Origin of the sequence: Pseudomonas sp. HMSC067G02 (assembly GCF_001813485.1) — a bacterium.
Lineage (GTDB): Bacteria > Pseudomonadota > Gammaproteobacteria > Pseudomonadales > Pseudomonadaceae > Pseudomonas > Pseudomonas aeruginosa.
In genome coordinates this window covers 1-23,174 of sequence record NZ_KV812622.1, presented here as the reverse complement: position 1 = coordinate 23,174, position 23,174 = coordinate 1, and the positions used below count along the sequence as shown (strand labels likewise).

25 protein-coding genes and 1 pseudogene are annotated in these 23,174 nt (G+C 66.5%); 13 read left to right on the top strand and 13 right to left on the bottom strand.

Going from position 1 to position 23,174, the window contains the following annotated elements; translation table 11 throughout:
• Nucleotides 1-121: 121 nt before the first annotated feature.
• On the top strand, nt 122-1,495 hold the full coding sequence (locus HMPREF2914_RS01585) for a spinster family MFS transporter (RefSeq protein WP_003094980.1): 1,374 nt from the start codon (nt 122-124) through the stop codon (nt 1,493-1,495).
• A gap of 1 nt (nt 1,496) precedes the next feature.
• Here the strand turns inward: HMPREF2914_RS01585 and HMPREF2914_RS01580 are convergent, their stop codons facing one another.
• The 8 genes from HMPREF2914_RS01580 to upp all read right to left on the bottom strand — a co-directional run bounded on the left by HMPREF2914_RS01580 (nt 1,497) and on the right by upp (nt 9,548).
• Nucleotides 1,497-2,444, bottom strand: coding sequence for a Csu type fimbrial protein (locus HMPREF2914_RS01580; protein ID WP_003099330.1), 948 nt, complete (start codon nt 2,442-2,444; stop codon nt 1,497-1,499).
• Nucleotides 2,441-4,816, bottom strand: a complete 2,376-nt coding sequence (locus tag HMPREF2914_RS01575; protein WP_023092955.1) for a fimbria/pilus outer membrane usher protein — start codon at nt 4,814-4,816, stop codon at nt 2,441-2,443. The genes HMPREF2914_RS01580 and HMPREF2914_RS01575 overlap by 4 nt, the downstream gene beginning before the upstream one ends.
• 16 nt (nt 4,817-4,832) lie before the next feature.
• Nucleotides 4,833-5,621 carry a fimbrial biogenesis chaperone gene (locus HMPREF2914_RS01570; RefSeq protein WP_003099335.1) on the bottom strand — a complete coding sequence of 263 codons (789 nt, stop codon included), beginning with the start codon at nt 5,619-5,621 and terminating at the stop codon, nt 4,833-4,835.
• A gap of 18 nt (nt 5,622-5,639) precedes the next feature.
• A complete protein-coding gene (locus HMPREF2914_RS01565; protein WP_023092954.1) occupies nt 5,640-6,182 on the bottom strand; it encodes a Csu type fimbrial protein in 543 nt (180 codons plus the stop codon).
• On the bottom strand, nt 6,182-6,715 hold the full coding sequence (locus HMPREF2914_RS01560) for a Csu type fimbrial protein (protein ID WP_003135089.1): 534 nt from the start codon (nt 6,713-6,715) through the stop codon (nt 6,182-6,184). The genes HMPREF2914_RS01565 and HMPREF2914_RS01560 overlap by 1 nt, the downstream gene beginning before the upstream one ends.
• A gap of 30 nt (nt 6,716-6,745) precedes the next feature.
• Nucleotides 6,746-7,291, bottom strand: coding sequence for a Csu type fimbrial protein (locus HMPREF2914_RS01555; RefSeq protein ID WP_023092953.1), 546 nt, complete (start codon nt 7,289-7,291; stop codon nt 6,746-6,748).
• A gap of 332 nt (nt 7,292-7,623) precedes the next feature.
• Nucleotides 7,624-8,907 (bottom strand): uracil-xanthine permease family protein, encoded by a 1,284-nt coding sequence (locus tag HMPREF2914_RS01550; protein WP_023092952.1) that lies wholly within the window; start codon nt 8,905-8,907, stop codon nt 7,624-7,626.
• Between the two features lie 2 nt (nt 8,908-8,909).
• Complete coding sequence (gene upp / locus HMPREF2914_RS01545) at nt 8,910-9,548, bottom strand: uracil phosphoribosyltransferase (RefSeq protein WP_003094968.1); 639 nt, start codon at nt 9,546-9,548, stop codon at nt 8,910-8,912.
• 167 nt (nt 9,549-9,715) lie between these two features.
• Between upp and HMPREF2914_RS01540 the strand changes: the two genes are divergently transcribed.
• The 5 genes from HMPREF2914_RS01540 to HMPREF2914_RS01520 all read left to right on the top strand — a co-directional run bounded on the left by HMPREF2914_RS01540 (nt 9,716) and on the right by HMPREF2914_RS01520 (nt 12,339).
• Nucleotides 9,716-10,273: a hypoxanthine-guanine phosphoribosyltransferase gene (locus HMPREF2914_RS01540; protein WP_003094967.1), complete on the top strand. Its 558-nt coding sequence runs from the start codon at nt 9,716-9,718 to the stop codon at nt 10,271-10,273.
• Nucleotide 10,274: 1 nt separating this feature from the next.
• Entirely contained in the window at nt 10,275-10,748 is a 474-nt protein-coding gene (locus tag HMPREF2914_RS01535) for a WbuC family cupin fold metalloprotein (protein WP_003094965.1), read from the top strand.
• 62 nt (nt 10,749-10,810) lie between these two features.
• Nucleotides 10,811-11,296, top strand: a complete 486-nt coding sequence (locus HMPREF2914_RS01530) for a hypothetical protein (RefSeq protein ID WP_003094962.1) — start codon at nt 10,811-10,813, stop codon at nt 11,294-11,296.
• An 82-nt stretch (nt 11,297-11,378) separates the two neighbouring features.
• Nucleotides 11,379-11,669 carry a PA4642 family protein gene (locus HMPREF2914_RS01525; RefSeq protein ID WP_003094960.1) on the top strand — a complete coding sequence of 97 codons (291 nt, stop codon included), beginning with the start codon at nt 11,379-11,381 and terminating at the stop codon, nt 11,667-11,669.
• A gap of 256 nt (nt 11,670-11,925) precedes the next feature.
• Nucleotides 11,926-12,339, top strand: a complete 414-nt coding sequence (locus HMPREF2914_RS01520; RefSeq protein WP_003094957.1) for a VOC family protein — start codon at nt 11,926-11,928, stop codon at nt 12,337-12,339.
• A 51-nt stretch (nt 12,340-12,390) separates the two neighbouring features.
• On the opposite strand, the gene mqo is transcribed toward HMPREF2914_RS01520, so the two are convergent.
• A complete protein-coding gene (gene mqo, locus HMPREF2914_RS01515) occupies nt 12,391-13,914 on the bottom strand; it encodes a malate dehydrogenase (quinone) (RefSeq protein ID WP_003141615.1) in 1,524 nt (507 codons plus the stop codon).
• A gap of 841 nt (nt 13,915-14,755) precedes the next feature.
• On the opposite strand from mqo, the gene HMPREF2914_RS01510 reads away from it, so the two are divergent.
• Complete coding sequence (locus HMPREF2914_RS01510; RefSeq protein ID WP_003094953.1) at nt 14,756-15,343, top strand: YajG family lipoprotein; 588 nt, start codon at nt 14,756-14,758, stop codon at nt 15,341-15,343.
• Between the two features lie 57 nt (nt 15,344-15,400).
• On the opposite strand, the gene HMPREF2914_RS33060 is transcribed toward HMPREF2914_RS01510, so the two are convergent.
• Entirely contained in the window at nt 15,401-15,607 is a 207-nt protein-coding gene (locus HMPREF2914_RS33060; protein WP_003094951.1) for a hypothetical protein, read from the bottom strand.
• 283 nt (nt 15,608-15,890) lie between these two features.
• Here HMPREF2914_RS33060 and HMPREF2914_RS01500 point away from each other — a divergent pair, with 283 nt between their 5' ends.
• On the top strand, nt 15,891-16,169 hold the full coding sequence (locus tag HMPREF2914_RS01500) for a hypothetical protein (protein ID WP_003094948.1): 279 nt from the start codon (nt 15,891-15,893) through the stop codon (nt 16,167-16,169).
• A gap of 99 nt (nt 16,170-16,268) precedes the next feature.
• Here the strand turns inward: HMPREF2914_RS01500 and HMPREF2914_RS01495 are convergent, their stop codons facing one another.
• A complete protein-coding gene (locus HMPREF2914_RS01495) occupies nt 16,269-17,429 on the bottom strand; it encodes a 1-acyl-sn-glycerol-3-phosphate acyltransferase (RefSeq protein WP_003094947.1) in 1,161 nt (386 codons plus the stop codon).
• A gap of 96 nt (nt 17,430-17,525) precedes the next feature.
• Here HMPREF2914_RS01495 and HMPREF2914_RS01490 point away from each other — a divergent pair, with 96 nt between their 5' ends.
• A complete protein-coding gene (locus HMPREF2914_RS01490; RefSeq protein ID WP_003094945.1) occupies nt 17,526-17,708 on the top strand; it encodes a CPXCG motif-containing cysteine-rich protein in 183 nt (60 codons plus the stop codon).
• Nucleotides 17,708-17,971 carry a putative signal transducing protein gene (locus HMPREF2914_RS01485; protein WP_003094943.1) on the top strand — a complete coding sequence of 88 codons (264 nt, stop codon included), beginning with the start codon at nt 17,708-17,710 and terminating at the stop codon, nt 17,969-17,971. The genes HMPREF2914_RS01490 and HMPREF2914_RS01485 overlap by 1 nt, the downstream gene beginning before the upstream one ends.
• Before the next feature lie 12 nt (nt 17,972-17,983).
• Here the strand turns inward: HMPREF2914_RS01485 and HMPREF2914_RS01480 are convergent, their stop codons facing one another.
• Entirely contained in the window at nt 17,984-18,688 is a 705-nt protein-coding gene (locus HMPREF2914_RS01480) for an MgtC/SapB family protein (protein ID WP_003094941.1), read from the bottom strand.
• Between the two features lie 425 nt (nt 18,689-19,113).
• Here HMPREF2914_RS01480 and HMPREF2914_RS01475 point away from each other — a divergent pair, with 425 nt between their 5' ends.
• Complete coding sequence (locus tag HMPREF2914_RS01475; protein ID WP_003135081.1) at nt 19,114-19,728, top strand: SOS response-associated peptidase; 615 nt, start codon at nt 19,114-19,116, stop codon at nt 19,726-19,728.
• Nucleotides 19,729-19,730: 2 nt separating this feature from the next.
• On the opposite strand, the gene HMPREF2914_RS01470 is transcribed toward HMPREF2914_RS01475, so the two are convergent.
• Nucleotides 19,731-21,869 carry a methyl-accepting chemotaxis protein gene (locus HMPREF2914_RS01470; protein ID WP_023092951.1) on the bottom strand — a complete coding sequence of 713 codons (2,139 nt, stop codon included), beginning with the start codon at nt 21,867-21,869 and terminating at the stop codon, nt 19,731-19,733.
• Nucleotides 21,870-22,031: 162 nt separating this feature from the next.
• Here HMPREF2914_RS01470 and HMPREF2914_RS01465 point away from each other — a divergent pair, with 162 nt between their 5' ends.
• Together HMPREF2914_RS01465 and HMPREF2914_RS32865 are read left to right on the top strand one after the other, a co-directional pair.
• The gene (locus HMPREF2914_RS01465) at nt 22,032-22,853 is read left to right on the top strand and encodes a M48 family metallopeptidase (RefSeq protein ID WP_003094932.1); all 822 of its coding nucleotides are present in this window, start codon (nt 22,032-22,034) and stop codon (nt 22,851-22,853) included.
• Nucleotides 22,854-22,996: 143 nt separating this feature from the next.
• Nucleotides 22,997-23,174 (top strand): annotated as a pseudogene (locus tag HMPREF2914_RS32865) (hypothetical protein); the annotation flags it as partial.

Below are 23,174 nucleotides of genomic sequence, written 5' to 3'. Positions count from 1 at the left end.
TTCCCGCATTCAGCAGTTCTATAGTCCCTTGCCCTGGGTATAAGCCCGGATGTTGCCGGCTTATCCTGCCTGTCGACCCTCCCTTCGCATCCGCCGCTTCGGCGGCGTCCAGGAGTTCGGCATGCATAACAACAATAACGGCTATCCCTCCAACCTTGCGGCCTGGACCACGGTGGCGATCCTCATGGTCGCCTATGTGCTGTCCTTCATCGACCGGCAGATCCTCAACCTGCTGGTCGGCCCGATCCGCCGCGACCTGGCCATCAGCGACACGGAAATGAGCCTGCTGATGGGCTTGTCCTTCGCCCTGTTCTACACCCTTTGCGGTATCCCGCTCGGACGCATGGCCGACAACCGCAGCCGGCGCGGTCTGATCCTGTTCGGCGTGCTGGTGTGGAGCGCGATGACCGCGGCCTGCGGTCTGGCGCGCAGCTATTGGCAATTCCTCACCTTCCGGGTCGGCGTCGGGGTCGGCGAGGCGGCGCTGTCGCCAGCGGCCTATTCGCTGATCGCCGACAGCTTCCCGCGCGAGCGTCGGGCGACGGCGATCAGCGTCTACTCGATGGGCATCTACCTGGGCTCGGGGCTGGCCTTCCTGCTCGGCGGGCTGGTGATCAAGTTCGCCTCGGCCCAGGGCGACGTGCATCTGCCGCTGTTCGGCGAGGTGCGCCCGTGGCAACTGATCTTCCTCATCCTCGGCGCCGCCGGCGTGCTCTTCTGCCTGTTGCTGCTGGCGATCCGCGAGCCGGCCCGGCGCGGAGTCGGCGCAGGCGTGGCGGTGCCGCTGGGCGAGGTCGGCGCCTACCTGCGGGCCAACCGCAAGACCGTGCTCTGCCACAACTTCGGTTTCGCCTGCCTGTCCTTCGCCGGCTACGGCAGCGGCGCCTGGGTGCCGACCTTCTTCGTCCGCACCCACGGCTGGGACGCCGGTCATGTCGGGGTGGTCTACGGCAGCATCGTCGCGGTGTTCGGCTGTCTCGGCATCGTCTTCGGCGGGCGCCTGGCCGACTACTGGGCGAAGCGCGGGCGCAGCGACGCGAACATGCGCGTCGGGCTGCTCGCCGCCTGGGCGGTGATTCCCTTCACCCTGGTCTATCCGCTGCTGGACAACGCCAGTTGGGCGGCGGCGCTGATGGCGCCGACGGTGTTCTTCCTGAGCATGCCGTTCGGCGTGGCCCCGGCGGCGATCCAGGAGATCATGCCCAACTCGATGCGCGGCCAGGCCTCGGCGATCTACCTGTTCGTGGTCACCCTGTTCGGTCTCGGCGTGGGCCCGACGGCGGTGGCGCTGGTCACCGATTTCGTCTTCGCCGACGACATGGCGCTGCGCTACTCGCTGCTGCTGGTGACCCTGGCCGCGGTGCTCGGCGCGGTGGTCCTGCTGGGGATCGGCCTCAAGCCCTATCGCGCCAGCCTGGAGCACCTGAAGGACTGGAGCCTGCGACGGGAAGGCGAGGGCGGCGAGGATTGGAAGGCGTCCCGGCAGCCGGCCTGACTCAGTAGGTGAGGATGACCCGCACGGTATCGCTGTAGGTACCGGCGGGGACGTTGCCCTGTGCCGGGTTGACGATGGCCCGGTACGGCACGTTCTGCGCGGCGCCGCTACCGGTGCCTGCCTGGGTGTTGCTGGTGGTCCAGACCGTCGAGTCGCCCGGTTTGTAGAGGTTGTACTGGATCGCGTTGGCGCCGCTGAGCATTCGCCGCCAGCCGCCGCTGAAGTTGTTGCCGTTGTCGAAGCCGATGGTATAGGTGGCGTTCAGGGTGCAGCGCACGCCAATGTTCTGGTTCACCGCGGTGAAGGCCGAGACCAGCGCGGCGCTGCCGAAGCTGAGGTCCGGAGCGCTGTCGATGAAGCAGTCCTTGAGCACCGTCAGGGTAACGTTGACGCTGCTGCTGGCGGTGCCGTCGTCGTATACGCAGACTGGGCCGATGCCCGCCGCGCACAGGTGCCAGGCCCAGTTCAGGCCGATGGTATCGGTATAGGTGCCGGCCGGCAGGGTCACCCCGGTGGCGGTGCGCAGGTACAGCGGCAGGCTGCCGTCGGTGGCGTTGAACAGGCCGAGGATGCCGAGGAAGGTGGTGCTGCTCCAGCGTACCGTCGAGCCGACGTTGTAGACGGTGCCGCAACCGTTGTCCTTGCAGATGCTGTAGGGCAGGTAGGTGCCGCTGGCGGCGTTGTACAGCCGCGGCGTGGTGCCCAGCGGATTGGCGGTGCTGGCGATGGTCGCGTCGATGGTGTTGGTGCTGAGGATCGACAACAGGCTGCCGGTGCACTTGAAGCCGGTGGTGCCGGTGATGGTCTGGGCGGTGCTGGCCACGGTGAACGAGCTCAGGCTGCCGAAATTGCCGGTGCCGGAGCTGGTGGTGCAGGCGGCGAGCAGCAACGGGCTGGCGCAGAGCGTAGCGAAGCCGAGCAGGCAGGCGGACGTGGAGTGGCGGCTCATGGCGTATCTCCGATCGGGGCCGAGCAGGTCAGCGGGCCGACCTGGCTGACGGTGGGTTTGCGCGTGTCCAGGCGGAAGCGTGCCTGGCAGGCCCGGCCGTCGGGGCGGACCACGCGTAGCTGGTTGTCGCTTTGCAATCCTTCGAAATAGACCTGGCCGTCCCAGCCGACGCTGGCGCGCTGGCCGCTGCCGGTTTCTTCGGCCCGGCTACCCAGCGGCAGCGGTTCGCCGCGCTCGTCCACCAGGCTGATGCTGGCGGCGACCACGGCACGGATCGGGAAATCCAGCAGCAGGCCGCTGCCCTGGCGTACCGCCACGCGCTGCTCGACTTCGGGCGCGCTGACGTTGGCCGGAAGGTCCAGCGGCTCGATCTGGAACTTCGCCGGGTAGTAGGCCGCGACCCAGGGCACCAGCAGGTGGCCGTTGTCGTCGGTGCTGCCCATCAGTTGGTTCTCGTAGCGGATCGGCACCTGTGGATAACCCTTGGTGCTGACCAGGACGAAGGCGTCGTTGATCCGGTTGCTGGCGAACACGGCGTTGTCCATCCATACCAGCGAGCCGCTGAGATCGGCCCAGCGCGTGTAGTTGCCGGTCTCGCCATAGAGGCCGCCCTGCAGTTGCACGTTCTGCATGCGCCAGGTCAGGTCGGCCTGCTGATAGCGGCTGGCGCCGCCGCCATAGCCGAGGTTCCAGCCGAGGCCGCCCTGGCTCGGCGTGGAGCGGCTCCAGATCACCCGCTCGCTGTAGCGCCGGTCGCTGTCGCGGGTGACGCCGATGTTCAGCAGGCCGTTGATGTCGAAGGGAATCACCAGTTGCATCAGCGCGCTGTAGCCGTCGCCGTCGAGATCTTTGTTCAGCGCCAGGTAGAAGCTGCTACGGCTGCCGATCGGGCGGCTGTAGGAGAGGTTGGCCAGGCGCGTGCGGCTGCCGTCGCGGGCGCGGATGTCGAAGTAGCCGGTACCGATGGTGCCCTGCTCGTCGAAGGTCAGGCTGGCGGTAGCCTGGTCGGTGCGCCGGCTCAACTGGTACTCGCCGTCCAGGGTGCCGAGGTCGCCATAACCGGCGCTGCGCTCGATGTGTTGCAGGCTGAGGCCGAGCCGTCGCGAATAGTAGGAGTAGCCGAGCAGGTATTGCTGGCCGCTGTCGCCCTGGCCGTCGCTGCCGCTGGCCGCCAGGCTGAGGGTGCCGAAGGTGGCCACGGCGATGTCGCCGCCGATGCCGAGCAGGCGCAGGTCGCTGGCGGCCTCGGCGTGGGTGGAGAGGGTCAGGCGGTCGCTGACGCCGTAGCGATAGATGCCGCTGGCGGCGTTGTCGGCATAGGAGAAGTTGCGCAGGCCGTAGTCGTCGCGCAGGCGCCCGACGGACAGGTCGAAATCGCTCAGGCCGCGCGCCAGCAGGGTGTTGGATACGTAGAACGGCAGGCTGGTCACCACTTGTCGGCCCTGGGCGTCGGTGGTCACCACCGTGGCTTCGCCGGCTCCGTTGATGTACGGCACGTTGCTGATGGCGAAGGGACCGGGCTGCAGGTCGGCGCTGCTGGCCTTGTAGCCGTTGATGAACAGGTCGACGGTGCTGGGTACGGCGGCCTGGCCGTCGAAGCGCAGCAGCGGATAGGTGACCAGGTCCGGACGTACGCCGAAGTTGCGGGCGAAGCGAAAGCCGCCCATGCGTACCGGGGTGGTCCAGTTCAGCGCGCCGTTGACGTAGTCGCCCAGTTGGTAGCTGTGCATGTTGCGTTCGTCGTTGTACAGCCAGTAGGTGTCATAGCGCAGGTAGCGGCTGTCGAGGTTGTCGGCGTCGCCGAAATAGCGGGTGTAGACGCCGGTGTTGGAGATCACCCCGAAGCCGTCGAACAGACGTTGCTCGAGCAACGCGGAAAGCCAGGGCGTGGCGCCGTCGGCGGGGTCCGAGTAGTACAGGTCGTAGTTGAACAGTGCGCCGAGGCTGCTGCGCGCCGGGGCGCGGGCGACCAGTCCGGGATCGTCGAAGCGCTGCTCCGGCAGCCAGTCCGGCGGCACTTGCAGGTGCAGTTGCTGGCTGGCGCTGTCATAGTCCGCCCGGACCTCGGGCAGGGCGTCCACCGCGACCTGTCCGGCGGGGTTGCCAGGCAGGCGCACGCCGGCTTCGCGCAGGGCCGCGGCGTCGAGCAGGTAATGGCCATCGGCGGCGTTGACCGGCACCACCTGGCCGCTGTCGCGGCCGTTGATCACCAGTTCCAGGTAGTAGAGGACGTTGCCGCCGCCGCCGGACGGAGCGGGTTGCGGCGGCGGCAGTCCGGCCAGGTAGTCCGCCGCATGGACAGGGGAGAGCAGCGCCAGGCCGATCAGTAGCGAGCGGTGGCGGCGAGAGCGCCGCTGACACGGGCGAGGCACGGGACCGACGTCCGCCTCAGTACCCGGGAACGCTGATCGGCGCGTCGTTGTCCGCCAGTTGCAGTTTCAGGGTCATGCCGGCGTCCGGCAGCAGCCCCGGCGGCAGCGGCCAGCGCATCTGCCGGCCGGGCAGCACGTAGCCGAGCAGGCCGTCCAGCAGCGCCAGGCTGCGGCCGTTGCCCTCCCAGCGGACATGGCTGAGGCGGGCGTGCACGCTACCCTCGTTGCGCACCTGCAGGTAACGCTTGCCCTGTTCCTCGACCAGCCGCCAGGCCAGCTTCGGCCGGGTCGCGTCGGCCGGGTCGCGCTCGACATCGCTGCGGGGCTGGGTCCAGACGCCGTCGGCGCTGACGAACAGCGGCACCGAATAGCGCATCTGGAACTGCAGGGCGAGACCGGGGCTTCGTTGCGTCTGCCCCGCGCTGCCGTCGGGCACTTCGTCGATCAGCACCCGGTAGGCGTCCTCCGGCGTGCTGGGCTGGCCGCCCTGGCGGATCAGCCGGACCAGTTGCCGGCGGCCCGGCTCGACCTTGACGAAGGGCGGGCTGGGAATCACTGCCTGCTGGTTGCGATAGACGTCCTGGAAATCCGCCTGGGACCAGCCGAGCACGCGCACCTGCAGGGTCACCGGTTGCTTGCCGCGATTCTCCAGCCACAGCGCCGTGGCCGGTTGGTCGGCTTCGATGGCCGGGTTGATCGGCCAGATCAGCACCGCACTGGCGGCTTGTGCCGGGCCGCCCAGGAACAGCGCCAGCAGCGCCGCAAGCCAGCGGCCGGGGCGGAGAGGTAGGTGTGGACTGGGCATGTGATCCTCCATGACGGCTCAGAACGAAAGGGTGACGGTGACGGTATCGCGGTAGTTGCCGGCGGACGGCAGGCTGCCGACCGCGAACAGGCGCGCGTATACCGTGTAGGTCTGGGTGCTGGCGGGAAAGTTGGCGATGGTCCGCGCGAGTGCCCCGTTGCCCCAGACCTGGGAGTAGGCGGCATCCTGGTAGAGCTGGTAGGCGAGGGTCTCGTTACCGCTCACCCGCTTCAGGTAGCGCTGGCTGCTGCTGCCGCCATTGACCCCGTAGTCGAGGGCGACGGAGACGGTCATTCCCGGAGTGCAGGTCAGGACGATGGAGCCGGCCCCGGAGCTGCTGGCGACGTTAACCGGACTGGCCAGGTTGCCGAGGGTGCCGAAGCTCAGGGTGCCGAGGTCATAGGCGTTGTCGCTGATGGCGGTGCCGAAGGCGCAGCCGTTGGCGACCACCGCCTGGACCTGGAAGGCGCGGCTGATCGGCGATGGATCGGCATGCGCGACCAGGCTCGGCAGCGGGAGCAGGAGAAGCGACAGGAGTAGATGCCGGCTGGACATCGGCATCACCAGCTGATGGTCACGTTGACGGTGTCGCGGTAGGTCCCGGCGACCGGCGTGGTCTGTGCCGGCACCAGGCCGTAGATGGGGTACCACTGGTCGTTGCCGTTGCCGGTGGCGGCAACGCCGGTGGTGTTGTCCCAGACGATGCCGCCGGGGCGGTCGCTGTACAGGTTGTAGGTCAGGGTGAGGGCGGTGTTGGCGATGTTCGCCATGCGCCGCGTGGCGACGCTGCCGTAGAGCCCGCCGTCGAGCGTGATCGCATAGGTCTGGCCGCTGACGCACTTGACCCGGATGGAGCCTGCGCCTTGCTGGCTGGTGGCGCTGATGGCGTTGTTCAGGGAGGCGTACTGGCCGAAGTCGAGGGTGCCGAAGGTGATCGCGCCACCGCTGCCGACGCTGCCTGCCTCGCAGGCCGGGAGCAGCGTGGCGCTCAGGACGATGGTGGCGGTCTGCGCGTTTGCCGGGTTGCAGCCGAGCAGGCAGAGCAGTCCTCCGGTGAAGTAGCGGTTCAGGCTCATCGGTCCCCCCAGGACCATGCTGCCCGGCGCCGCGCCTGGCGGCGCGTCTTACCAGGCGATGGTGACCAGCAGGGTGTCGGTGTAGGTCCCCGCCGTCGGCGTGGGTGTGCTTTGTCCGGTGGGCACCACGCGGCCATAGAGGGGGATGTTGACCGCGGTGCCGGTGGAGACCGAGGAGATGTCCACCGGTGTGTTGGCCTGGATCAGCGCGCTGCGCGCGGCGTCCGAATAGATGTTGTAGGCGATGGTGCTGGTGGTGGTGGTGTTCTGCATGTAGCGCTGGCCGCCGCTGGCGTGCAGGCCTGCGTTCACCGTCAGGCTCGGGGTCAGGCCGGTGCTGCACTGGATCTGGATATTGCCGCTGGTGCCGACGGTCTGCGCGTCGACCACGTTGGTGAGGTCGGAATGGCTGCCGAAGTCCAGGGTTCCCCACTGGTTGATACCGCCGCTGACGCTGCCGTTGATGATGGTGCAGCCGGCACCGATGACCATCTGCACGCCGACCTGGCCGATTAGCGTACCGGCGGCCTGGGCGGTGCCCAGCAGGCTGGCGCAGGCACAGAACAACAAGACTGCCGGAGTGCGTTTATTCATCTCTAACTTCCTGTCGATAATGAATGTCGGTGGCGCAGAAGGACGTTGGCGGATAAATAAAGTTCCCACGACTTTAAATGATCGGCCTTATATGTCCGCCAAACTCGAAGTTCATGGCTGACGACGCGCCGGGTGCGGCGCAGAGCGGCTAGCCAGTCATGTTTGACTGGCTATATAGCAGCGCGAGTAGATCTCTGCTAGTCAGATGGCGTGGTTATTTGGGAAATCCAAGGAAGTTTAATTACAAAGTAGTAAGCGATTGACTACATGATTTGAAAATAACGAGGCGGGTGGAATACGGACGGAACAGCGAAGTGTTCCGCCCGTTGGTTTCAGTGCGAATCCTTGTGCTGTTCGTCGAGCGCCTTGTTCTGCCAGCCGTCGTTGCCCGGCAGCAGCAGGTTGAGGACGATGGCGACGATGGCGCACAGGGCGATGCCCTTCAGGCCGATGTCGTCGGGACCGGTACCGCTGCCGATCAGCACGCCGCCGATGCCGAACACCAGGGTCACCGAGACGATCACCAGGTTGCGCGCTTCCGAGAGATCGACCTTGTGCCGGATCAGGGTGTTCATGCCGACCGAGGCGATGGTGCCGAACAGCAGGCAGAGGATGCCGCCCATCACCGGTACCGGGATGCTTTGCAGGATCGCGCCGAACTTGCCGACGAAGGCCAGGGTGATGGCGATCACCGCCGCCCAGGTCATGATCTTCGGGTTGTAGTTCTTGGTCAGCATCACTGCGCCGGTGACTTCCGCGTAGGTGGTGTTGGGCGGTCCGCCGAACAGGCCGGCAGCCGAGGTGGCCAGGCCGTCGCCGAGGAGAGTGCGGTGCAGGCCGGGCTTCTTCAGGTAGTCCTGGCCGGTGACGCCGCCCACCGCGATGACCCCGCCGATATGCTCGATGGCCGGGGCCAGGGCCACCGGGACGATGAACAGGATCGCCTGCCAGTTGAATTCCGGCGCGGTGAATTTCGGCAGTTCCAGCCAGGGTGCGGCGACGATCGCGGCGGTGTCGACCACGCCGAAGACGAACGACAGGGCGAAGCCGACCAGCACGCCGGCGATGATCGGCACCAGGCGGAAGATACCCTTGCCGAATACCGCCACCACCAGGGTGGTGAGCAGCGCCGGCATCGAGATCATCATCGCGGTGCGGTACGGCAGCAACTCGCTGCCGTCGCCGGCCTTGCCCATCGCCATGTTCGCCGCGATCGGCGCCATCGCCAGGCCGATCGAGATGATCACCGGGCCGATCACCACCGGCGGCAGCAGTTTATCGATGAAGCCGGTGCCCTTGATCTTCACCGCCAGGCCCATGAAGGTGTAGACGAAGCCGGCGGCGACCACCCCGCCCATGGTCGCGGCCAGGCCGAACTGGCCCTTGGCGAGGATGATCGGGGTGATGAAGGCGAAGCTGGAGGCGAGGAACACCGGTACCTGGCGCCCGGTCACCAATTGGAACAGCAGGGTCCCGAGGCCGGCGGTGAACAGCGCGACGTTGGGATCCAGATCGGTGATCAGCGGCATCAGCACCAGCGCGCCGAAGGCGACGAACAGCATCTGCGCGCCTGACAGCACCTGGCGCCAGAGCGGCTCCTGGAAGGCATCGCCCATGTTCAGGCTTCCTTCTGCTTGGTACCGAAGATCTTGTCGCCGGCGTCGCCCAGGCCCGGAATGATGTAGCCGTTCTCGTCGAGCTTCTCGTCGATCGAGGCGGTATAGATGATCACGTCCGGGTGGGCCTTGCGTACCGCCTCGATGCCCTCGGGGGCGGCGACCAGCACCATGGCGCGGATTTCCTTGCTGCCGGCCTTCTTCAGCAGGTCGATGGTGGCGACCATCGAGCCACCGGTGGCGAGCATCGGGTCGATGATCAGCGAGCGGCGCTCGGCGATGTCCGGCGCCAGTTTTTCCAGGTAGGTGCGTGCTTCCAGGGTCTCTTCGTTGCGGGCGACGCCGACCGCGCTGACCTTGGCGCCGGGAATCAGGCTGAGCACGCCGTCGAGCATGCCGATGCCGGCGCGCAGGATCGGCACCACGGTGATCTTCTTCCCGGAGATCTTCTCCACCGTAACCGGGCCGGCCCATCCGGGGATTTCGTACTGTTCCAGGGGCAGGTCCTTGGTCGCCTCGTAGGTCAGCAGGGCGCCGACTTCCTGGGCCAGTTCGCGGAAGTTCTTGGTGCTGATATCGGCACGGCGCATCAGGCCCAGTTTGTGGCGGATGAGGGGGTGGCGGATCTCATGTACGGGCATGGGCGACTGTCTCCAACGGGGGCGGGCAAAAAAATTGCGCTAGCGTAATGCATTCCGCACAGTCTGGACCATTATTCTGATTCGCACTCGACCGCCGGGGGTTGCCCGATGGCGACCGGATGAGTACCTTTGCCGACTTTTTCTCAGCCCAGCCAGGGAGAAGCACCATGTCCGTCGATCTCGCGCACATCCGCCAAGTCATGGCGGAAGCCGACTGCCTGTTCAACAACGACGAGGTCGAGGCAGCCATCGGTCGCGTCGCCGAGGCGATCAACCGCGATCTCGGCGAGACCAACCCGGTGGTCTTCTGCGTGATGAACGGCGGCCTGATCTTCTCCGGCAAGCTGCTCCCGCTGCTCGACTTCCCCCTCGAACTGTCCTACCTGCATGCGACCCGTTACCGCAACGAGACCTCCGGCGGCGAACTGTTCTGGAAGGCCAAGCCGGAAATCTCCTTCATCGACCGTGACGTGCTGATCATCGACGACATCCTCGACGAAGGGCACACCCTCTCGGCGATCATCGACTTCTGCAAGCATGCCGGCGCACGCGCGGTGCACACCGCCGTACTGGTGGACAAGGAACACGAGCGCAAGGCCCGGCCTGACCTCAAGGCCAGCTTCACTGGCCTCTACTGCGCCGACCGCTACGTGTTCGGCTACGGCATGGACTACAAGGGCTACTGGCGCAACGCCGCGGGCATCTTCGCGGTCAAGGGGCTCTGAGATGGCCGGACCGCGCTACCTCGACCAGCAATTGTTCGCCGAACTGGCGAGCGGGGCGGGTAACGCGCCGCGTGGTCGCCAGCATCACAACTTCCACCGCATGGAGGAGCCCTGCCACCGCATGGCAGTGGGCCTCCAGCCGAATACCTACATCCCGCCGCACCGGCACCTGGATGCGGGCAAGGCCGAGGCGCTGATCGTGCTCAAGGGCCGTCTCGGCCTGCTGGTCTTCGCCGAGGACGGGGAACTCCTCGACAAGCGCGAGTTGAGCGCCGCTGGGGACTGCCCCGGTGTCGACCTGCCGCCCGGGGTGTTCCATGCCCTGGTGGTGCTGGAGCCGGACAGCATCCTGTTCGAATGCAAGGCCGGGCCTTACCGCCCGCTCGGCGAAGGCGAGTTCGCCAGTTGGGCGCCTGCCGAAGGCAGCGCCGATGCGCCGGCCTACCGGGACTGGATGCGCGCCCAGTTCGCCTGAGCGCTTCGGCGGCGGGTCGGCAGCCATGCTAGAGTGCCGGCTCGCCCTGTCCGGAGGTCCCGATGTTCGCCCGTAGCCTGTGCGGCTCCCTGCTCCTGTTCGTCAGTCTGGCCGGCCTGGCCGCCGAGAATCCCCCGATGCACGCGCGCTTCCTGCCGCCCGACGACGGCCAGTTGCGCCAGGAGGCGCCGGAGCAGCAGCAACTGATCCAGATCACCGAGTACAGCGTGGTGCTGGGCAACCAGCGGCAGTCCAACCAGCAGCCGATCCCGATCACCACGCCGACCCTGCTGCGCCTGAAGGGCAAGCCGCTGAGCAAGGGCGCGACCCTGGCCCAGGTGCTGATCCAGTTCGACAGCGAAGGCAAGAGCCTGAAGAAGCCGGTCTACGATGCCGGGACCCGCACCCTCACGCTCAACTACCCGCTGGCGCAGTACCCGGCGTTGCTCGACCTGCTGCGCAACCAGACGGTCTATTGCCAGTTCCTCGCCTATCCCAACGGCCATGTCTGGGCCGACCTGCACACCGGCGCGGTACGCGCGCGTTGAGCCTCGCCGCGCGCCGGGAGTAAACTGCCTGGCCTTATCCCGCGCCGGGCGAGCCCGGCCCCAGAGCCGTTGAGAGAAAGCGATGCGCAAAGACAAGAAACAGATCATTGGCGAAGAGATCAGTGACGAGTCGATCAAGCTGTTCCTCGGCGTCGAGCCGGCCGACGACACGCCCCCCTCGCTGCACAAGCTGATCAAGGCCTATCGCGGCCTGCGCATCGACGACTTCGAGCGCTTCCTCACCTTCTTCCGCGAGGCCGGCTACGATCTCGATGCGCGCGACGCCAAGGGCAACGACTTCGTCGCCCTGGTCGCCGACCAGCGCCAGGCCGCGCCCTACATCGAAGCGCTGCAGGCGGCCAAGGGCGCCTGAGCCGGCCATGCGGTGAAAAGCCCGCCCTTCGGCGGGCTTTTTCGTTGCGCGGCCCGCCGAAGAATCCCACCCGTCGGCGAACGCCAGCACCCGAATGACGGCTGGCGGTGGCAAGGGACGATAGGCATACGGGCCTTCTCGCATTGCGGAGCGCCAGGGAGACAGGGGGGGGCGAATGGCCAGGACTGCTTTATTCGCTCTGCGAGAGGCTGCTGCTTTTCTACACTCACAGGAAAAACAGCCTGCCGAGGTTCCCATGTACGTCCAGCCCTACGTCTGCTTCAACGGCCGTTGCGAAGAGGCCCTGCGTTTCTATGAACACGCCATCGGTGCCAGGGTGAGTTTCCTGTTCCGTTTCGACGAGGCGCCCGGTCCGGTGGTGGTGCCGGAAGGCTGGTGCGACAAGGTGATGCACGCCAACCTGCAGATCGGCGACAGCCAGATCATGGCCTCGGACGGGCACGGGCCGGCGTTGCAGCCGATCTCCGGGATTTCCCTTTCGCTGAATACCCGCGACCCGCAGCAGGCGCGGCGCTGCTATGACGCCTTGCTGGAGGACGGCGGGCGGGTCGAGCTGGAGTTGGGCAAGACCTTCTGGTCGCCCTGTTTCGGTACCCTGGTGGACCGTTTCGGGGTGTCCTGGATGATCAACTGCGAGGCCGGCGCCTGACTCCGCAAATGAAAAAGCCGCCCGAAGGCGGCTTGTTCCGTAGCGCGCGGCTCACTCGGCGTTGACCGGAGCCTGCACGTCGTTCTTCGCGGTCAGTTCCAGCACCTCGCTGCAACGGCTGCTGACGCTGCGGTACAGCTCGGCGTCGCTTTCCAGCTCTTTCTCGCGAGCCGGGAAGATTTCCTTCAGCTTGGCGCTCCACTCCGGCGAGCGGGCCTGCTCCGGGAAGCAGCGCTCGATCAGGCCGAGCATGATCGAGACGGTCACCGAGGCGCCCGGCGAGGCGCCCAGCAGGGCGGCGATGGAGCCGTCGTGGGCGGCCACCAGCTCGGTGCCGAACTGCAGGATGCCGCCTTTCTTTGGATCCTTCTTGATGATCTGCACGCGCTGGCCGGCGACTTCCAGGCGCCAGTCCTCGGCCCTGGCTTCGGGGTAGAACTTGCGCAGGGCTTCCAGGCGCTGTTCCGGCGATTGCATGACCTGGCCGATCAGGTAGCGGGTCAGGTCCATGTTGTCGCGGGCCACCGAGAGCATCGGCAGGATGTTGCCCGGGCGTACCGACAGCGGCAGGTCGAGGAACGAGCCATGGCGCAGGAACTTGGTGGAGAAACCGGCATAGGGGCCGAACAGCAGGGATTTCTTGCCGTCCACCACGCGGGTGTCCAGGTGCGGCACGGACATCGGCGGCGAGCCGACCTCGGCCTGGCTGTAGACCTTGGCCTGGTGCTGCTTGACGATTTCCGGGTTGTCGCAGCGCAGCCACTGGCCGCTCACCGGGAAACCACCGAAGCCCTTGCCTTCCGGGATGCCGGAAAGTTGCAGGAGCGGCAGGGCGCCGCCGCCGGCGCCGAGGAAGACGAAGCGTGCCTGGATCTCGCGGTCGCCGCCGTTGCGGGTGTCCTTGACGGTGACCCGCCAGCCGTTATCGGCGCGGCGCAGGTGGGTGACCTTCTGGTTGTAGCGGATCTGCGCGCCCGGCTGTTGCGCCAGGTGTTGCAGGAGCTGGTTGGTCAGGGCGCCGAAGTTGACGTCGGTACCGCCCTCGACGCGGGTCGCGGCGATCGCTTCGTCGGCCGGACGACCCGGCATCATCAGCGGCATCCACTCGGCGAGGGTGGCCTTGTCCTCGGAGTAGACCATGGTCTCGAAGGCGTGGTGCCTGGTCAGCGATTCGAAGCGCTTCTTCAGGTAGGCGATGCCTTCGCTGCCGCGCACGAAGCTCAGGTGCGGCACCGGGTTGATAAAGGTCTTCGGCGAGCCGAAGGTGCCCTTGGCGACCAGGTGCGACCAGAACTGCTTCGACACCTCGAACATGGTGTTGATGCCCACGGCTTTCTTGATGTCGATGCTGCCGTCGGCCGACTGCGGGGTGTAGTTCAGCTCGCACAGGCCGGCGTGGCCGGTGCCCGCGTTGTTCCATGGGTTGGAGCTTTCGATCGCGCCGGACTCCTGGAGTTCGACGACTTCCATCTTCAGGTTGGGGTCGAGTTCCTTGAGCAGGACCGCCAGGGTCGCGCTCATGATGCCGGCGCCTACCAGCAGCATGTCGACTGTTTCGTGATCGTTTTGCGCCATTAACGCTTCTCCAAAATCTTCAGCACCAAATTGACGACAGACGGGGCGGGGCCGAGGCCGGTACGGGCCGGCAGGCAGCGGCGGAGGGAGCCGTCATGTCCGATTCTTCGCAACAACGGCGGGACGCCGGGCGTCATCGCCTATGGATGCCGGGCGCGGGGCTGGCGATCTGGCAGCCTGGCTGGCCCATGCGGGCATCCGGTCGTGCAAGCACATTCGCGACGGAACGGGCCGTCAGGCTCTGGTCATGAGGTATCCGCTGCGGTCGCGTCTGCGGGGGGCTGTTTCAAGCGCTAATGGCGCACTTACCGACGCAAAACTCTTCATTGCTCGCCACACTCTCGTGAAGTAGTGAAATACCTTCGATCCACGCTCTTTTGGAGACATGGGCCGGAAGGGCTCGTCTGTCGCGGGCATGCCTTCGCAGAATCGTGCGGGGTCATGCGGCATTCCTTGCCGAAAAACTCGCTACAGGCGTTTCAGGGCGTCTGCCTCATGGGGCAGCGCTCTACTGGCGGCTCTCTGTGGGGGGATGGCGCGGGGGCCGGAACCCGATCAGGAGGCGTCCTTATAATCGGGGGGCGATTATAACGGTGAAAATCAAAAAATACCCCGCTCCTTAGACTTTTTTCCCATTCCCGGTCACGAAGTGCCCGCCGGCGAAAGCCCCCTGGGACAATCCGCCGCGCCGTATCTGCCAAACGCCGGGCATGCGTGCCCTGCGCCACCTGCCACAGGCGAGGAACCGCGCCCCGTGGCGAACGTCCAAGGCAATGCTGCGGTGCCTTCGCGGCGCCGTTATACTGCCGGCCATTCGTGCCCAACCCATGGAGAGATGAGCATGCTGCATCGCCTGTTGCTCAGCCTGATGACCGCAAGCGCCCTGGTTCTCGGCGGCTGCGCCCTGAGCCCGCAACAACTGGACCCGCAACCGGTCCTTAAAGGACCGTTGACCGCCGTCGGCCATGGCCAGCCGGTGGTGGTCAAGGTGGTCGATGGCCGTCCCGGCCCGTCCCTGGGCACCCGCGGCGGCCTCTACGCCGATACCAGCACCCTGACCGTCCGTAGCGAGGACGTGGTGCCCAAGCTCCAGGCCCAGGCCGAGACGGCCGTGCGCCTGCTCGGCTACACGCCTTCGGCCAACGCCTACAACGCGCCGCAACTGACCCTGACCCTGGCCGAGCTGAAGTACCAGTCGCCGAAGGACGGCGTCTACGTCACCCAGGCCGACATCACCGCGACCTTCCGCGCCGACGTGCAGAACAGCAGCCGGCGTTACACCGGTCGCTACGGCGCCTCGCTGAACCAGCGCTTCGGTATGGCGCCGAACCAGGCGACCAACAGCAAGCTGGTCAGCGAGGTGCTCAGCGACGCCCTGACCCGCGTATTCAAGGACCCGACCATCGCTCAGACCCTCGGCCAGCAATGAGCCGGCGGTAACGAGAAAGCCCGGCGGATGCCGGGCTTTTTCATGCGCTCGGGAAACTCAGGCGGCCTGGTGGAACGGGTCCGGCTCGCCGATGCTGATGCGTTCGTCGGTCTCAGGCAGGTCGAGGTGTTCATGGCCGCAGGCGGTGCAGTACACCAGCCAGCGGTCGTCCTGGACATTGAAGGAAAGATCGACGATCACGGCCTCGATCTCGTCCAGGTGGTCGATCAGATAGTTATGTTCGTGGGGTGCGGTTTCCAGCATGACGACTCTCCTGTGTTGTCGTTTGCCTGGGTGGGGTTCTGTGACCGGCAAAGCACTTTCAGACTAGCCGGTCACGCTGGCGAGGCCGCGCCTTTTTTAGACGGATTGCTGCTAACCGCTGCGCTTCGTCGCGACAACCCGGGTGCCGCTGGCCGTCGCTCATGCATTCTGGATAGAATTCGACCAGTCCTTCCCCGCCGTCCCCGACGGTCCGTCCTGTCATCAGCTCACCCAAGGCGTTATTCGGTAGCCCCGGCGTGTGGTCCTGTTGCGGAGGTTATCGATGTCCTTGCAAGCCTTGTGGGCGCTGTTCCTCGCCCATCCCGCGCAGGCCGTGAACGGCCTTGCGCTGTTCTTCGGTGTCGCCGGCGCCTGGCTGCTGCTGGCCACCCGCGCACGCGAGCGTCGCGCCCTGGCGCGCTGGGCCGCGGAGGGCGAGGCGGGGGAGGAGGCATTGCCGATGGACGAGGCGACCCTGCGGATCAACCTGTTCTTCTACCGATTCGGCGCCGCCTGCCTGGGCCTGGCGCTGCTGGTCAGCTGGGCCAGCACGCGGTTCTGAGAGGGCCTGCCTCGGCGAGCCGAACCGCACGCGGATAACCGTCTGCGGGTTCGAAGCCGTTGTCCGATGGAGAAGCCCGGCGGCGCCGGGCTTTCGTCTTCAGGATTGCTGCCTGATCCGGTATTGGTTGAGTACCGGGTTGGCGTATTGCAGCACCAGCCAGGGGCGCTGCTCGGCCGGGCATTGCTCCAGGCGGCGGTTCCATTCCTTGCGCGCCTTCTCCAGTTCTTCGCTGCCGAACAGGCTCTCGGCCGTGGGGACGGCGAGGTCCGGGTCGCGGTTCTCGCTCATCTCGTAGGCCAGGTAGTGCACCGGGAACAGACGGTAGTTGCCGAGGATCTGCCGGTCCAGTTCGGCGGCCAACTGCTTGGCGTCGCTGAACTCGCCCTCCAGTTCGGCGCCGAAGTTGATGTGCACGCGGCCCTTGTAGCCGGTGATGCCCAGGGCGATGCTGGCATCGTCCTCGCCCGGCGCCTTGCGGTATTCGCCGGTGCTGGCGCGGGTGTGCAACTCGCGGGCCTTGGCCAGGTCGCAGGGGTCGTATTCGTAGCTGATCGACACCGGGATGAAATGCAGGGCGCGCACCATTTCGGCGAAGGGTTCGTCCTTGCGGCTCATGTGGAACATCTTGAGGATCGCCGAGTCGGTACGGTCGTCGCCGTCCTTGGCCCGCCCTTCGGCCTGTGCGATCCACACCGACTGGCGGTCCTCGCGGATCGAGTGGTTGATGTAGGCGGAGAGCGTCTGGTAGGCGGCGAGCTTCTCGCGCCGGCCGCTCAGCGAACGGTGCACGATGAAGCTTTTGTTCAGGCGCATCAGGTCGCTGACGAAGGATTTCTGCAGCAGGTTGTCGCCGATGGCGATGCGCGGGGTCGGCAGGCCGGCGTGGTACACGGCGTAGTTGACGAAGGCCGGGTCCATCACGATATCGCGGTGGTTGGCGATGAACAGGTAGGCGCAGCCTGGCTTGAGGCGATTGACCCCGGAGTAGGTGACGCCATCGGTGGCCTTCTCGATGGTGTGGTCGACGTAGGGCTCGAACTTGTCCTGTAGCGTGGCGACGCTGCGGATGCCGGTGACCTCGCGGGCCAGGCGATGGGCTATAAGAGGTTTGAGCAGCCAACCGAGGGGACCGGCCAGGCGCGGGAAGCGGTAGCGGACCAGGGCGCCGAGGAAGGCGTCGTCGCTCAGGAGGCGTTGCAATACCGCGGGGACTTCGGCGTCACTGTAGGGTCGGATGGCTTCGAACTCGCCCATCATGCTTTCTGGTTCCATATGGATGCTGCGAAGGCCGCCCAGGGGGTGGCCGAAAATTGAACCGCGCGATTATAAACGGAACTCATAGGGGGTGCAGCGATGCTCGAAAGCCAGGCCTATAGCTGCCCTTACTGCGGGGAACCGGCCGAGGCGCTGCTCGACCTGAGCGCCGGCGACCAGCAGTACTACGAGGACTGCCCGGTGTGCTGCCGGCCGATCCTGTTCGACCTGCGCACCGATGGGCAGGACTGGTCACTGAACGTCCGCCGGGAGGATGACTGATGCAGCGCGTATATGAGCCGGCCGACCTGCTGGAAGCCGAGATGCTGGTGGGAATGCTCGCCAGCGAAGGGATCGCCGCCCATGTCAGCGGCCGCCACCTGGTCGGCGCCATCGGCGAACTGCCGCCTGGCGGACTGCTGGCGTTGTTGGTGGCGGACGAGCAGACGGAGCGGGCGCGGGAGCTGATCCTCGCCTACAACGCCGCCGCCCCGCTGGCCGAGGAGCCGCCGGAGCCCTGCGGCCCCGGCAGCCTGTTGTGTTGAGGCGGCCGCCGCTCAGTCGGCCGCCAGTTCGAAGACCTGCCAGCGCACCGAGCTGACGCCCTTCTCCAGGCTGACCCGGCTGACCAGGCGCTCCAGCTGCGCCGGAGCCTCGGGAGTGCCGAGCAGTTCGGCGCGGACTTCCAGCTTGGCCGGGTTGTCCAGATCCTCGCTGTGCAGCGATTGCAGGCGCAGGTCGCTGCTGCCGAGGCTGTGCAGCATCAGGCTGCGTACCTGGATCTCGTCCTCGGCGCGGCAGACGATCTGCACTTCGTAGCGTTGCTCGGCCTCGCTGGCCGGCAACACGTCCTGGCGGTTCAGGCGTTGGGCGATGTCGCGCAACAGGATGTTGGCGCAGAGCACCACCAGGCTGCCGAGCGTGGCCTCCAGCAGCAGGCCCATGCTGCACAGGACGCCGATGGCGGCGGTGCACCAGAGGGTGGCTGCGGTGTTCAGGCCGCGCACATTGAGGCCGTCGCGCATGATCACGCCGCCGCCGAGGAAGCCGATCCCGGAGACCACGTAGGCGGCGATCCGCGAAGCGTCGCCGGCCAGGCCGGGCACGCCCTGGGTCATCAGCACGAACAGGCAGGCGCCAGTGCTGACCAGCGCATTGGTGCGCAGGCCGGTGAGGCGTTGGCGCAGTTGGCGTTCGGCGCCGATCAGGGCGCCCAGGACCAGCGCGACCGCGACGCGCAGGAGAAATACTTTCCAATCCATGTTTCACCTCGTTGCCGGCCGACGGCCGGAGCTGGCGCGGGCCGTCGGTCCGCGCGGATAAAGGACGATGGATTGCGCAGGACCGCGGCTTCCCGCTGCGCGGATGGCGCGAGGGAAGGGACACGAAGGGAAAATGGGGATGCGTCATCCCGGACGGGATGCGGATCGCCACTGTCCGCCATGTTCGGCGAGGCAGTGGCAGAGGGTTCTGCTGGACTAGCTCGCCGGATGGACCTGTCGCAATCGACTAGGGCTGTTGTCCAATGCAGGACTCCTGTGTGGGTTACAGAATGCGGGCGGCACCATAAGCCTGGAGGATAGGCGCGTCAAGTTAAGATTGGGTTTCATTCAGCTTGCGTTCGGCAAGGCCAGTGTGGCGCTTCGGGTTACACTGTGCGGCTTTCCCTCACCAGGCAGTGCCAAGCATGAGTGGTCGTTACGCCCTGTTCCGCTGGAATCCGTCGCTGGCGGCCCTGCCGGGCTTTCCGGCGGATTGGCGGGCGCACTGGAACATTTCTCCGGCGAACCAGGTGCTGATGGTTCGCGAGGACGCCGGTGCGCGCCGCGCCGACCTGGCGCGCTGGGGGCTGACCCCGGCCTGGCTCACCGACCTGTCGCGTACGCCCAGCCACGCGCGGGCGGAAACCCTCGCCGAGCAACCGATGTTCCGCGAGGCGTTCCAGCAGCGCCGCTGCCTGCTGCCGGCCAACGGCTTCTATGAATGGCGCGGGGTGCGCAAGCGTCCGTACTGGGTTTCCACCGGCGAGCGCCTGTTGTTCTTCGCCGGTATCTGGGAGGCCTATCCGGTGCAGGGACAGACCTGGCTCAGCGTGGCCCAGGTATCCCAGGCGGCCGCCGAGTTCCGCCGGCCGCTGCTGCTCGACGAGGCCGAGCAGGATACCTGGCTGGCTCCGGACACGCCGCTGCCGGCGCTGATCAGCCTGCTCGCCAAGCCCCAACCGAACCTGCGCAGCGTGGCCCTGGCCGGCTTCGTCAACAAGCCTGAAACCGACGGGCCGGAGTGCCTGACCCCGGCCTGACGCTAGACCCTGAACTGATTCACCAGGCGCCGCTGCTGCTCGGCCAGGCGGGTCAGCTCGGCGCTGGCCTGCGAGGCCTCGTCGGCGCCGCCGGCCACCTGGTTGGCGACCTGGCCGATGTTGGCGACGTTGCGGTTGATGTCCTCGGCCACCGCGCTCTGCTCCTCGGCGGCGCTGGCGATCTGGGTGTTCATGTCGTTGATCACCGATACCGCCTGGGTGATCGACTCCAGCGCTTCGGCCGCCTGGCGCGCATGGCGCACGCTGTCGTCGGTGCGGTCCTGGCTGTCCTGCATAACCTTCACCACGTCGCGGGTGCCCTGCTGCAACTGCTGGATCATGCTCTGGATTTCTTCGGTGGCCTGCTGGGTCTTCTGCGCCAGGTTGCGTACCTCGTCGGCCACCACCGCGAAACCGCGACCCTGCTCGCCGGCGCGGGCGGCCTCGATGGCGGCGTTGAGGGCGAGCAGGTTGGTCTGCTCGGCGATACCGCGGATCGCCACCAGGATCGCGTTGATGTTTTCGCTGTCCTTGGCCAGGTTCTGCACCACGCCGACCGCGCGGCCGATCTCGCTGGCCAGGGCCTGGATCGCCGCCGAGCTGCTTTCGACGATCTGCTTGCCCTGGTGCGCGGCCTGGTCCGCGTGGTTGGCTGCCTCGGCGGCGTGGGTGGCGTTGCGCGCCACGTCCTGGGCGGTGGCGGTCATCTCGTGGACCGCGGTGGCCACCAGTTCGATCTCCGCCAGTTGCTGCTGCACGCCCTGGTTGGTACGGATGGCGATGTCGGCGGTGTGCTCCGAGGAGTCGCTGACCTTCTGCACCGATTGCACCACCTGGCCGATCATGTTCTGCAGCTTGCCGAGGAAGGTGTTGAAGCCTTTGGCGATGGAGCCCAGCTCGTCGGCGCGCTCGCTGCTCAGGCGGCGGGTGAGGTCGCCTTCGCCCTGGGCGATGTCGTCGAGCATGCCGACCAGTTGGCGCAGCGGCCGGGCGATGCCGTAGCCGACCAGCCAGACCACCAGCAGGCCGAGGGCCGCTACCACCAGGCCGGCCAGGCTCATGCCGAGGATATCCTGCTGGCGCTGGTCGCTCAGCTCGCCCTGGAGTTGCTGCAGTTCGCCGAATATCGCCGCCTGGGGAATCTGCAGCATGAGGGTCCAGCGCACGCCGCTGTCGGCGATGGTGAAAGGCAGGAACAGCTCGATGTGGCCGTGCTCGGCGTCGATGTCGTAGAGCGGCTGGTCGATCGTGAGGTTCTTCAGGTTGTCCACTTCGTTGCCGTCGAGGACGCTGCCGGCGGGCTCGCCGAGCTTGCTGTCGTCGCGGGTGTAGGCCACCAGGCGGCCGTTGCTGGCGATCAGCGCCATTTCCCCGGCGCCATCGTAGAGCTGCTGGTCGGCGCGCTTGAGCAGGTCCTGGATGAAGGCCAGCGAGAGGTCGGCGCCGACTGCGCCGCGGAACTGGTCGCCGACCATGATCGGCACGTTGAAGGACGACATCATCACGGTCTTGCCGCCCATTTCGTAAGGGGCCGGGTCGATGATGCAGGGACGCTTGTTCTCTTTCGGACAGGCGTAGAATTCGTTCTCGCGCACCCCGGTGGGCAGCAGCTTTTCGCTATCGATACTGTCGGTCATGGCCTCGACGATCGGCTTGCCGTCGGCGCCGCGATACCACCAGGGCAGGTAGCGACCATCCGGGCCGTAGCCCTTGCCGGGTTGCCCGGCGAAGGCGGCGTCGGTATCGAAGGCATTGGCTTCCCAGGCCATGAAGGTGTCGAGCAGCTTGGGGTTGTTCTGCACGGTGCTACGCAGCAGCGCGGAGATTTCGTCGCGGCTGGCGTTCAACTGCGGCATGCCGTCGGCGCCCAGCTCGCCGAGCAGGCGGGTGCTGTTGGCCAGGCCGTGGACCACCGTCAGCGGATACTCCAGCTCGCGCTGGATCTGGCTGACCTGGGCGCGGGCCAGGGCCACCAGGCGCTCGTTGATGACCTTCTCCAGCAGGCCCTGGGTGCGTTGCTGCACCAGTTCCTGGGTTCGCGCGCCGGCGAACAGGGCATACAGCACCAACACCACGACGACGCTTAGAACGCTGGCGCCGGCGAGGGCGGCGACAGAAAACTGGATCGACTTGAGCTTCATGATGGGACTTCCGACCCTTGTTGGAATTGTCTCTGGCGAGGTTATCGGCAAGAGGGCGGCAAATCCTTAATCGGCCGATGGAGATTTCCTCGCCAACGGCTGTTGCCGGCGCTCGAGGCGCGGCCTACCATGCGCTCGGCCTTCAGAGGAGAACAAAGGACCATGGCTCATCCCTTCCGATTCGCCACCCTCGCCGGCGCGCTGCTGCTCGCCGGTTGCCAGGCAGTGAACACCACCAGCGGCGGCGCCGTCGGCGTCGACCGCAAGCAATACATGTTCAGCATGTTGTCCAGCCAGGAAGTCGACCAGATGTACGCCCAGTCGTACCAGAAGACTCTCGGCGAGGCGAAAAGCGCCGGCGTGCTCGATACCAGCAGTGCCGACGCGCGGCGAGTCAAGGCGATCGCCCAGCGGCTGATCCCGCAGACCGCCGCCTTCCGCCCGGACGCCACCAGCTGGAACTGGGAAGTCAACGTGGTGAAGAGCGACGAACTCAACGCCAACTGCGGTCCCGGCGGCAAGATCATTTTCTACACCGGGCTGATCGACAAGCTGAAGCTCACCGACGACGAGATCGCCGCGGTGATGGGCCACGAGATCGCTCACGCCCTGCGCGAGCATGGGCGCGAGGCCATGTCCAAGGCCTACGGCGTGCAGGTCGCCAGCCAGATCGGCGCCCTGGCCGGCCTCGGCCAGGAAAGCCTGCAACTGGCCAATACCGGCGTCGACTACCTGATGACCCTGCCCAACAGTCGTGCCAACGAGAACGAAGCCGACCTGATCGGTCTCGAGCTGGCCGCCCGCGCCGGCTACAACCCGGAAGCGGCGATCACCCTCTGGCAGAAGATGGGCAAGGCCAGCGGCGGTGCCAGCCAGCCCGAGTTCACCAGCACCCACCCCTCCGACAGTTCGCGGATGGCCAATCTCCAGGCCGCGATTCCCAAGGTGATGCCGCTGTACCAGCAGGCCAGGCGCGGCAAGTGAGGCCAGGGCGCGCGGTCGCGGGGGGCGGCCGGCGCGCCGACAGGCTTACCATCGGAAACGCCTGTTGTGTATTTCCGTAACCTGCTGTTTGGTATCTCGCCGGCGTTCGGCCTAGACTGCTGGCCGACCCGCTTGCGGGACCCGTGGACGAACAGCCACTCTCACGCCCTGGAGCTCATGTGAAATACGCCGTACTCGGAGCCACCGGCCTGCTGGGACATCACGCCGCGCGCGCCATCAGGGCCGCCGGTCACGATCTGGTGCTGATCCACCGTCCTTCTTCGCAGATCGGGTATCCGGAATTTCTGGTTGATAAAATGC

Coding starts and splice junctions, on each gene's coding strand:
- HMPREF2914_RS01550 (WP_023092952.1), bottom strand. CDS start 8,907: ATGGGCGATGCCTTCCAGGAGCCGCTCTGGCGCCAGGTGCTGTCAGGC.
- mqo (WP_003141615.1), bottom strand. CDS start 13,914: ATGGCGCAAAACGATCACGAAACAGTCGACATGCTGCTGGTAGGCGCC.
- HMPREF2914_RS33060 (WP_003094951.1), bottom strand. CDS start 15,607: ATGCTGGAAACCGCACCCCACGAACATAACTATCTGATCGACCACCTG.
- HMPREF2914_RS01540 (WP_003094967.1), top strand. CDS start 9,716: ATGTCCGTCGATCTCGCGCACATCCGCCAAGTCATGGCGGAAGCCGAC.
- HMPREF2914_RS01560 (WP_003135089.1), bottom strand. CDS start 6,715: ATGGTCCTGGGGGGACCGATGAGCCTGAACCGCTACTTCACCGGAGGA.
- HMPREF2914_RS01555 (WP_023092953.1), bottom strand. CDS start 7,291: ATGAATAAACGCACTCCGGCAGTCTTGTTGTTCTGTGCCTGCGCCAGC.
- HMPREF2914_RS01535 (WP_003094965.1), top strand. CDS start 10,275: ATGGCCGGACCGCGCTACCTCGACCAGCAATTGTTCGCCGAACTGGCG.
- HMPREF2914_RS01510 (WP_003094953.1), top strand. CDS start 14,756: ATGCTGCATCGCCTGTTGCTCAGCCTGATGACCGCAAGCGCCCTGGTT.
- HMPREF2914_RS01500 (WP_003094948.1), top strand. CDS start 15,891: ATGTCCTTGCAAGCCTTGTGGGCGCTGTTCCTCGCCCATCCCGCGCAG.
- HMPREF2914_RS01565 (WP_023092954.1), bottom strand. CDS start 6,182: ATGCCGATGTCCAGCCGGCATCTACTCCTGTCGCTTCTCCTGCTCCCG.
- HMPREF2914_RS01485 (WP_003094943.1), top strand. CDS start 17,708: ATGCAGCGCGTATATGAGCCGGCCGACCTGCTGGAAGCCGAGATGCTG.
- HMPREF2914_RS01480 (WP_003094941.1), bottom strand. CDS start 18,688: ATGGATTGGAAAGTATTTCTCCTGCGCGTCGCGGTCGCGCTGGTCCTG.
- HMPREF2914_RS01520 (WP_003094957.1), top strand. CDS start 11,926: ATGTACGTCCAGCCCTACGTCTGCTTCAACGGCCGTTGCGAAGAGGCC.
- HMPREF2914_RS01465 (WP_003094932.1), top strand. CDS start 22,032: ATGGCTCATCCCTTCCGATTCGCCACCCTCGCCGGCGCGCTGCTGCTC.
- HMPREF2914_RS01495 (WP_003094947.1), bottom strand. CDS start 17,429: ATGATGGGCGAGTTCGAAGCCATCCGACCCTACAGTGACGCCGAAGTC.
- HMPREF2914_RS01530 (WP_003094962.1), top strand. CDS start 10,811: ATGTTCGCCCGTAGCCTGTGCGGCTCCCTGCTCCTGTTCGTCAGTCTG.
- HMPREF2914_RS01475 (WP_003135081.1), top strand. CDS start 19,114: ATGAGTGGTCGTTACGCCCTGTTCCGCTGGAATCCGTCGCTGGCGGCC.
- HMPREF2914_RS01490 (WP_003094945.1), top strand. CDS start 17,526: ATGCTCGAAAGCCAGGCCTATAGCTGCCCTTACTGCGGGGAACCGGCC.
- HMPREF2914_RS01570 (WP_003099335.1), bottom strand. CDS start 5,621: ATGCCCAGTCCACACCTACCTCTCCGCCCCGGCCGCTGGCTTGCGGCG.
- HMPREF2914_RS01525 (WP_003094960.1), top strand. CDS start 11,379: ATGCGCAAAGACAAGAAACAGATCATTGGCGAAGAGATCAGTGACGAG.
- upp (WP_003094968.1), bottom strand. CDS start 9,548: ATGCCCGTACATGAGATCCGCCACCCCCTCATCCGCCACAAACTGGGC.
- HMPREF2914_RS01470 (WP_023092951.1), bottom strand. CDS start 21,869: ATGAAGCTCAAGTCGATCCAGTTTTCTGTCGCCGCCCTCGCCGGCGCC.
- HMPREF2914_RS01580 (WP_003099330.1), bottom strand. CDS start 2,444: ATGAGCCGCCACTCCACGTCCGCCTGCCTGCTCGGCTTCGCTACGCTC.
- HMPREF2914_RS01585 (WP_003094980.1), top strand. CDS start 122: ATGCATAACAACAATAACGGCTATCCCTCCAACCTTGCGGCCTGGACC.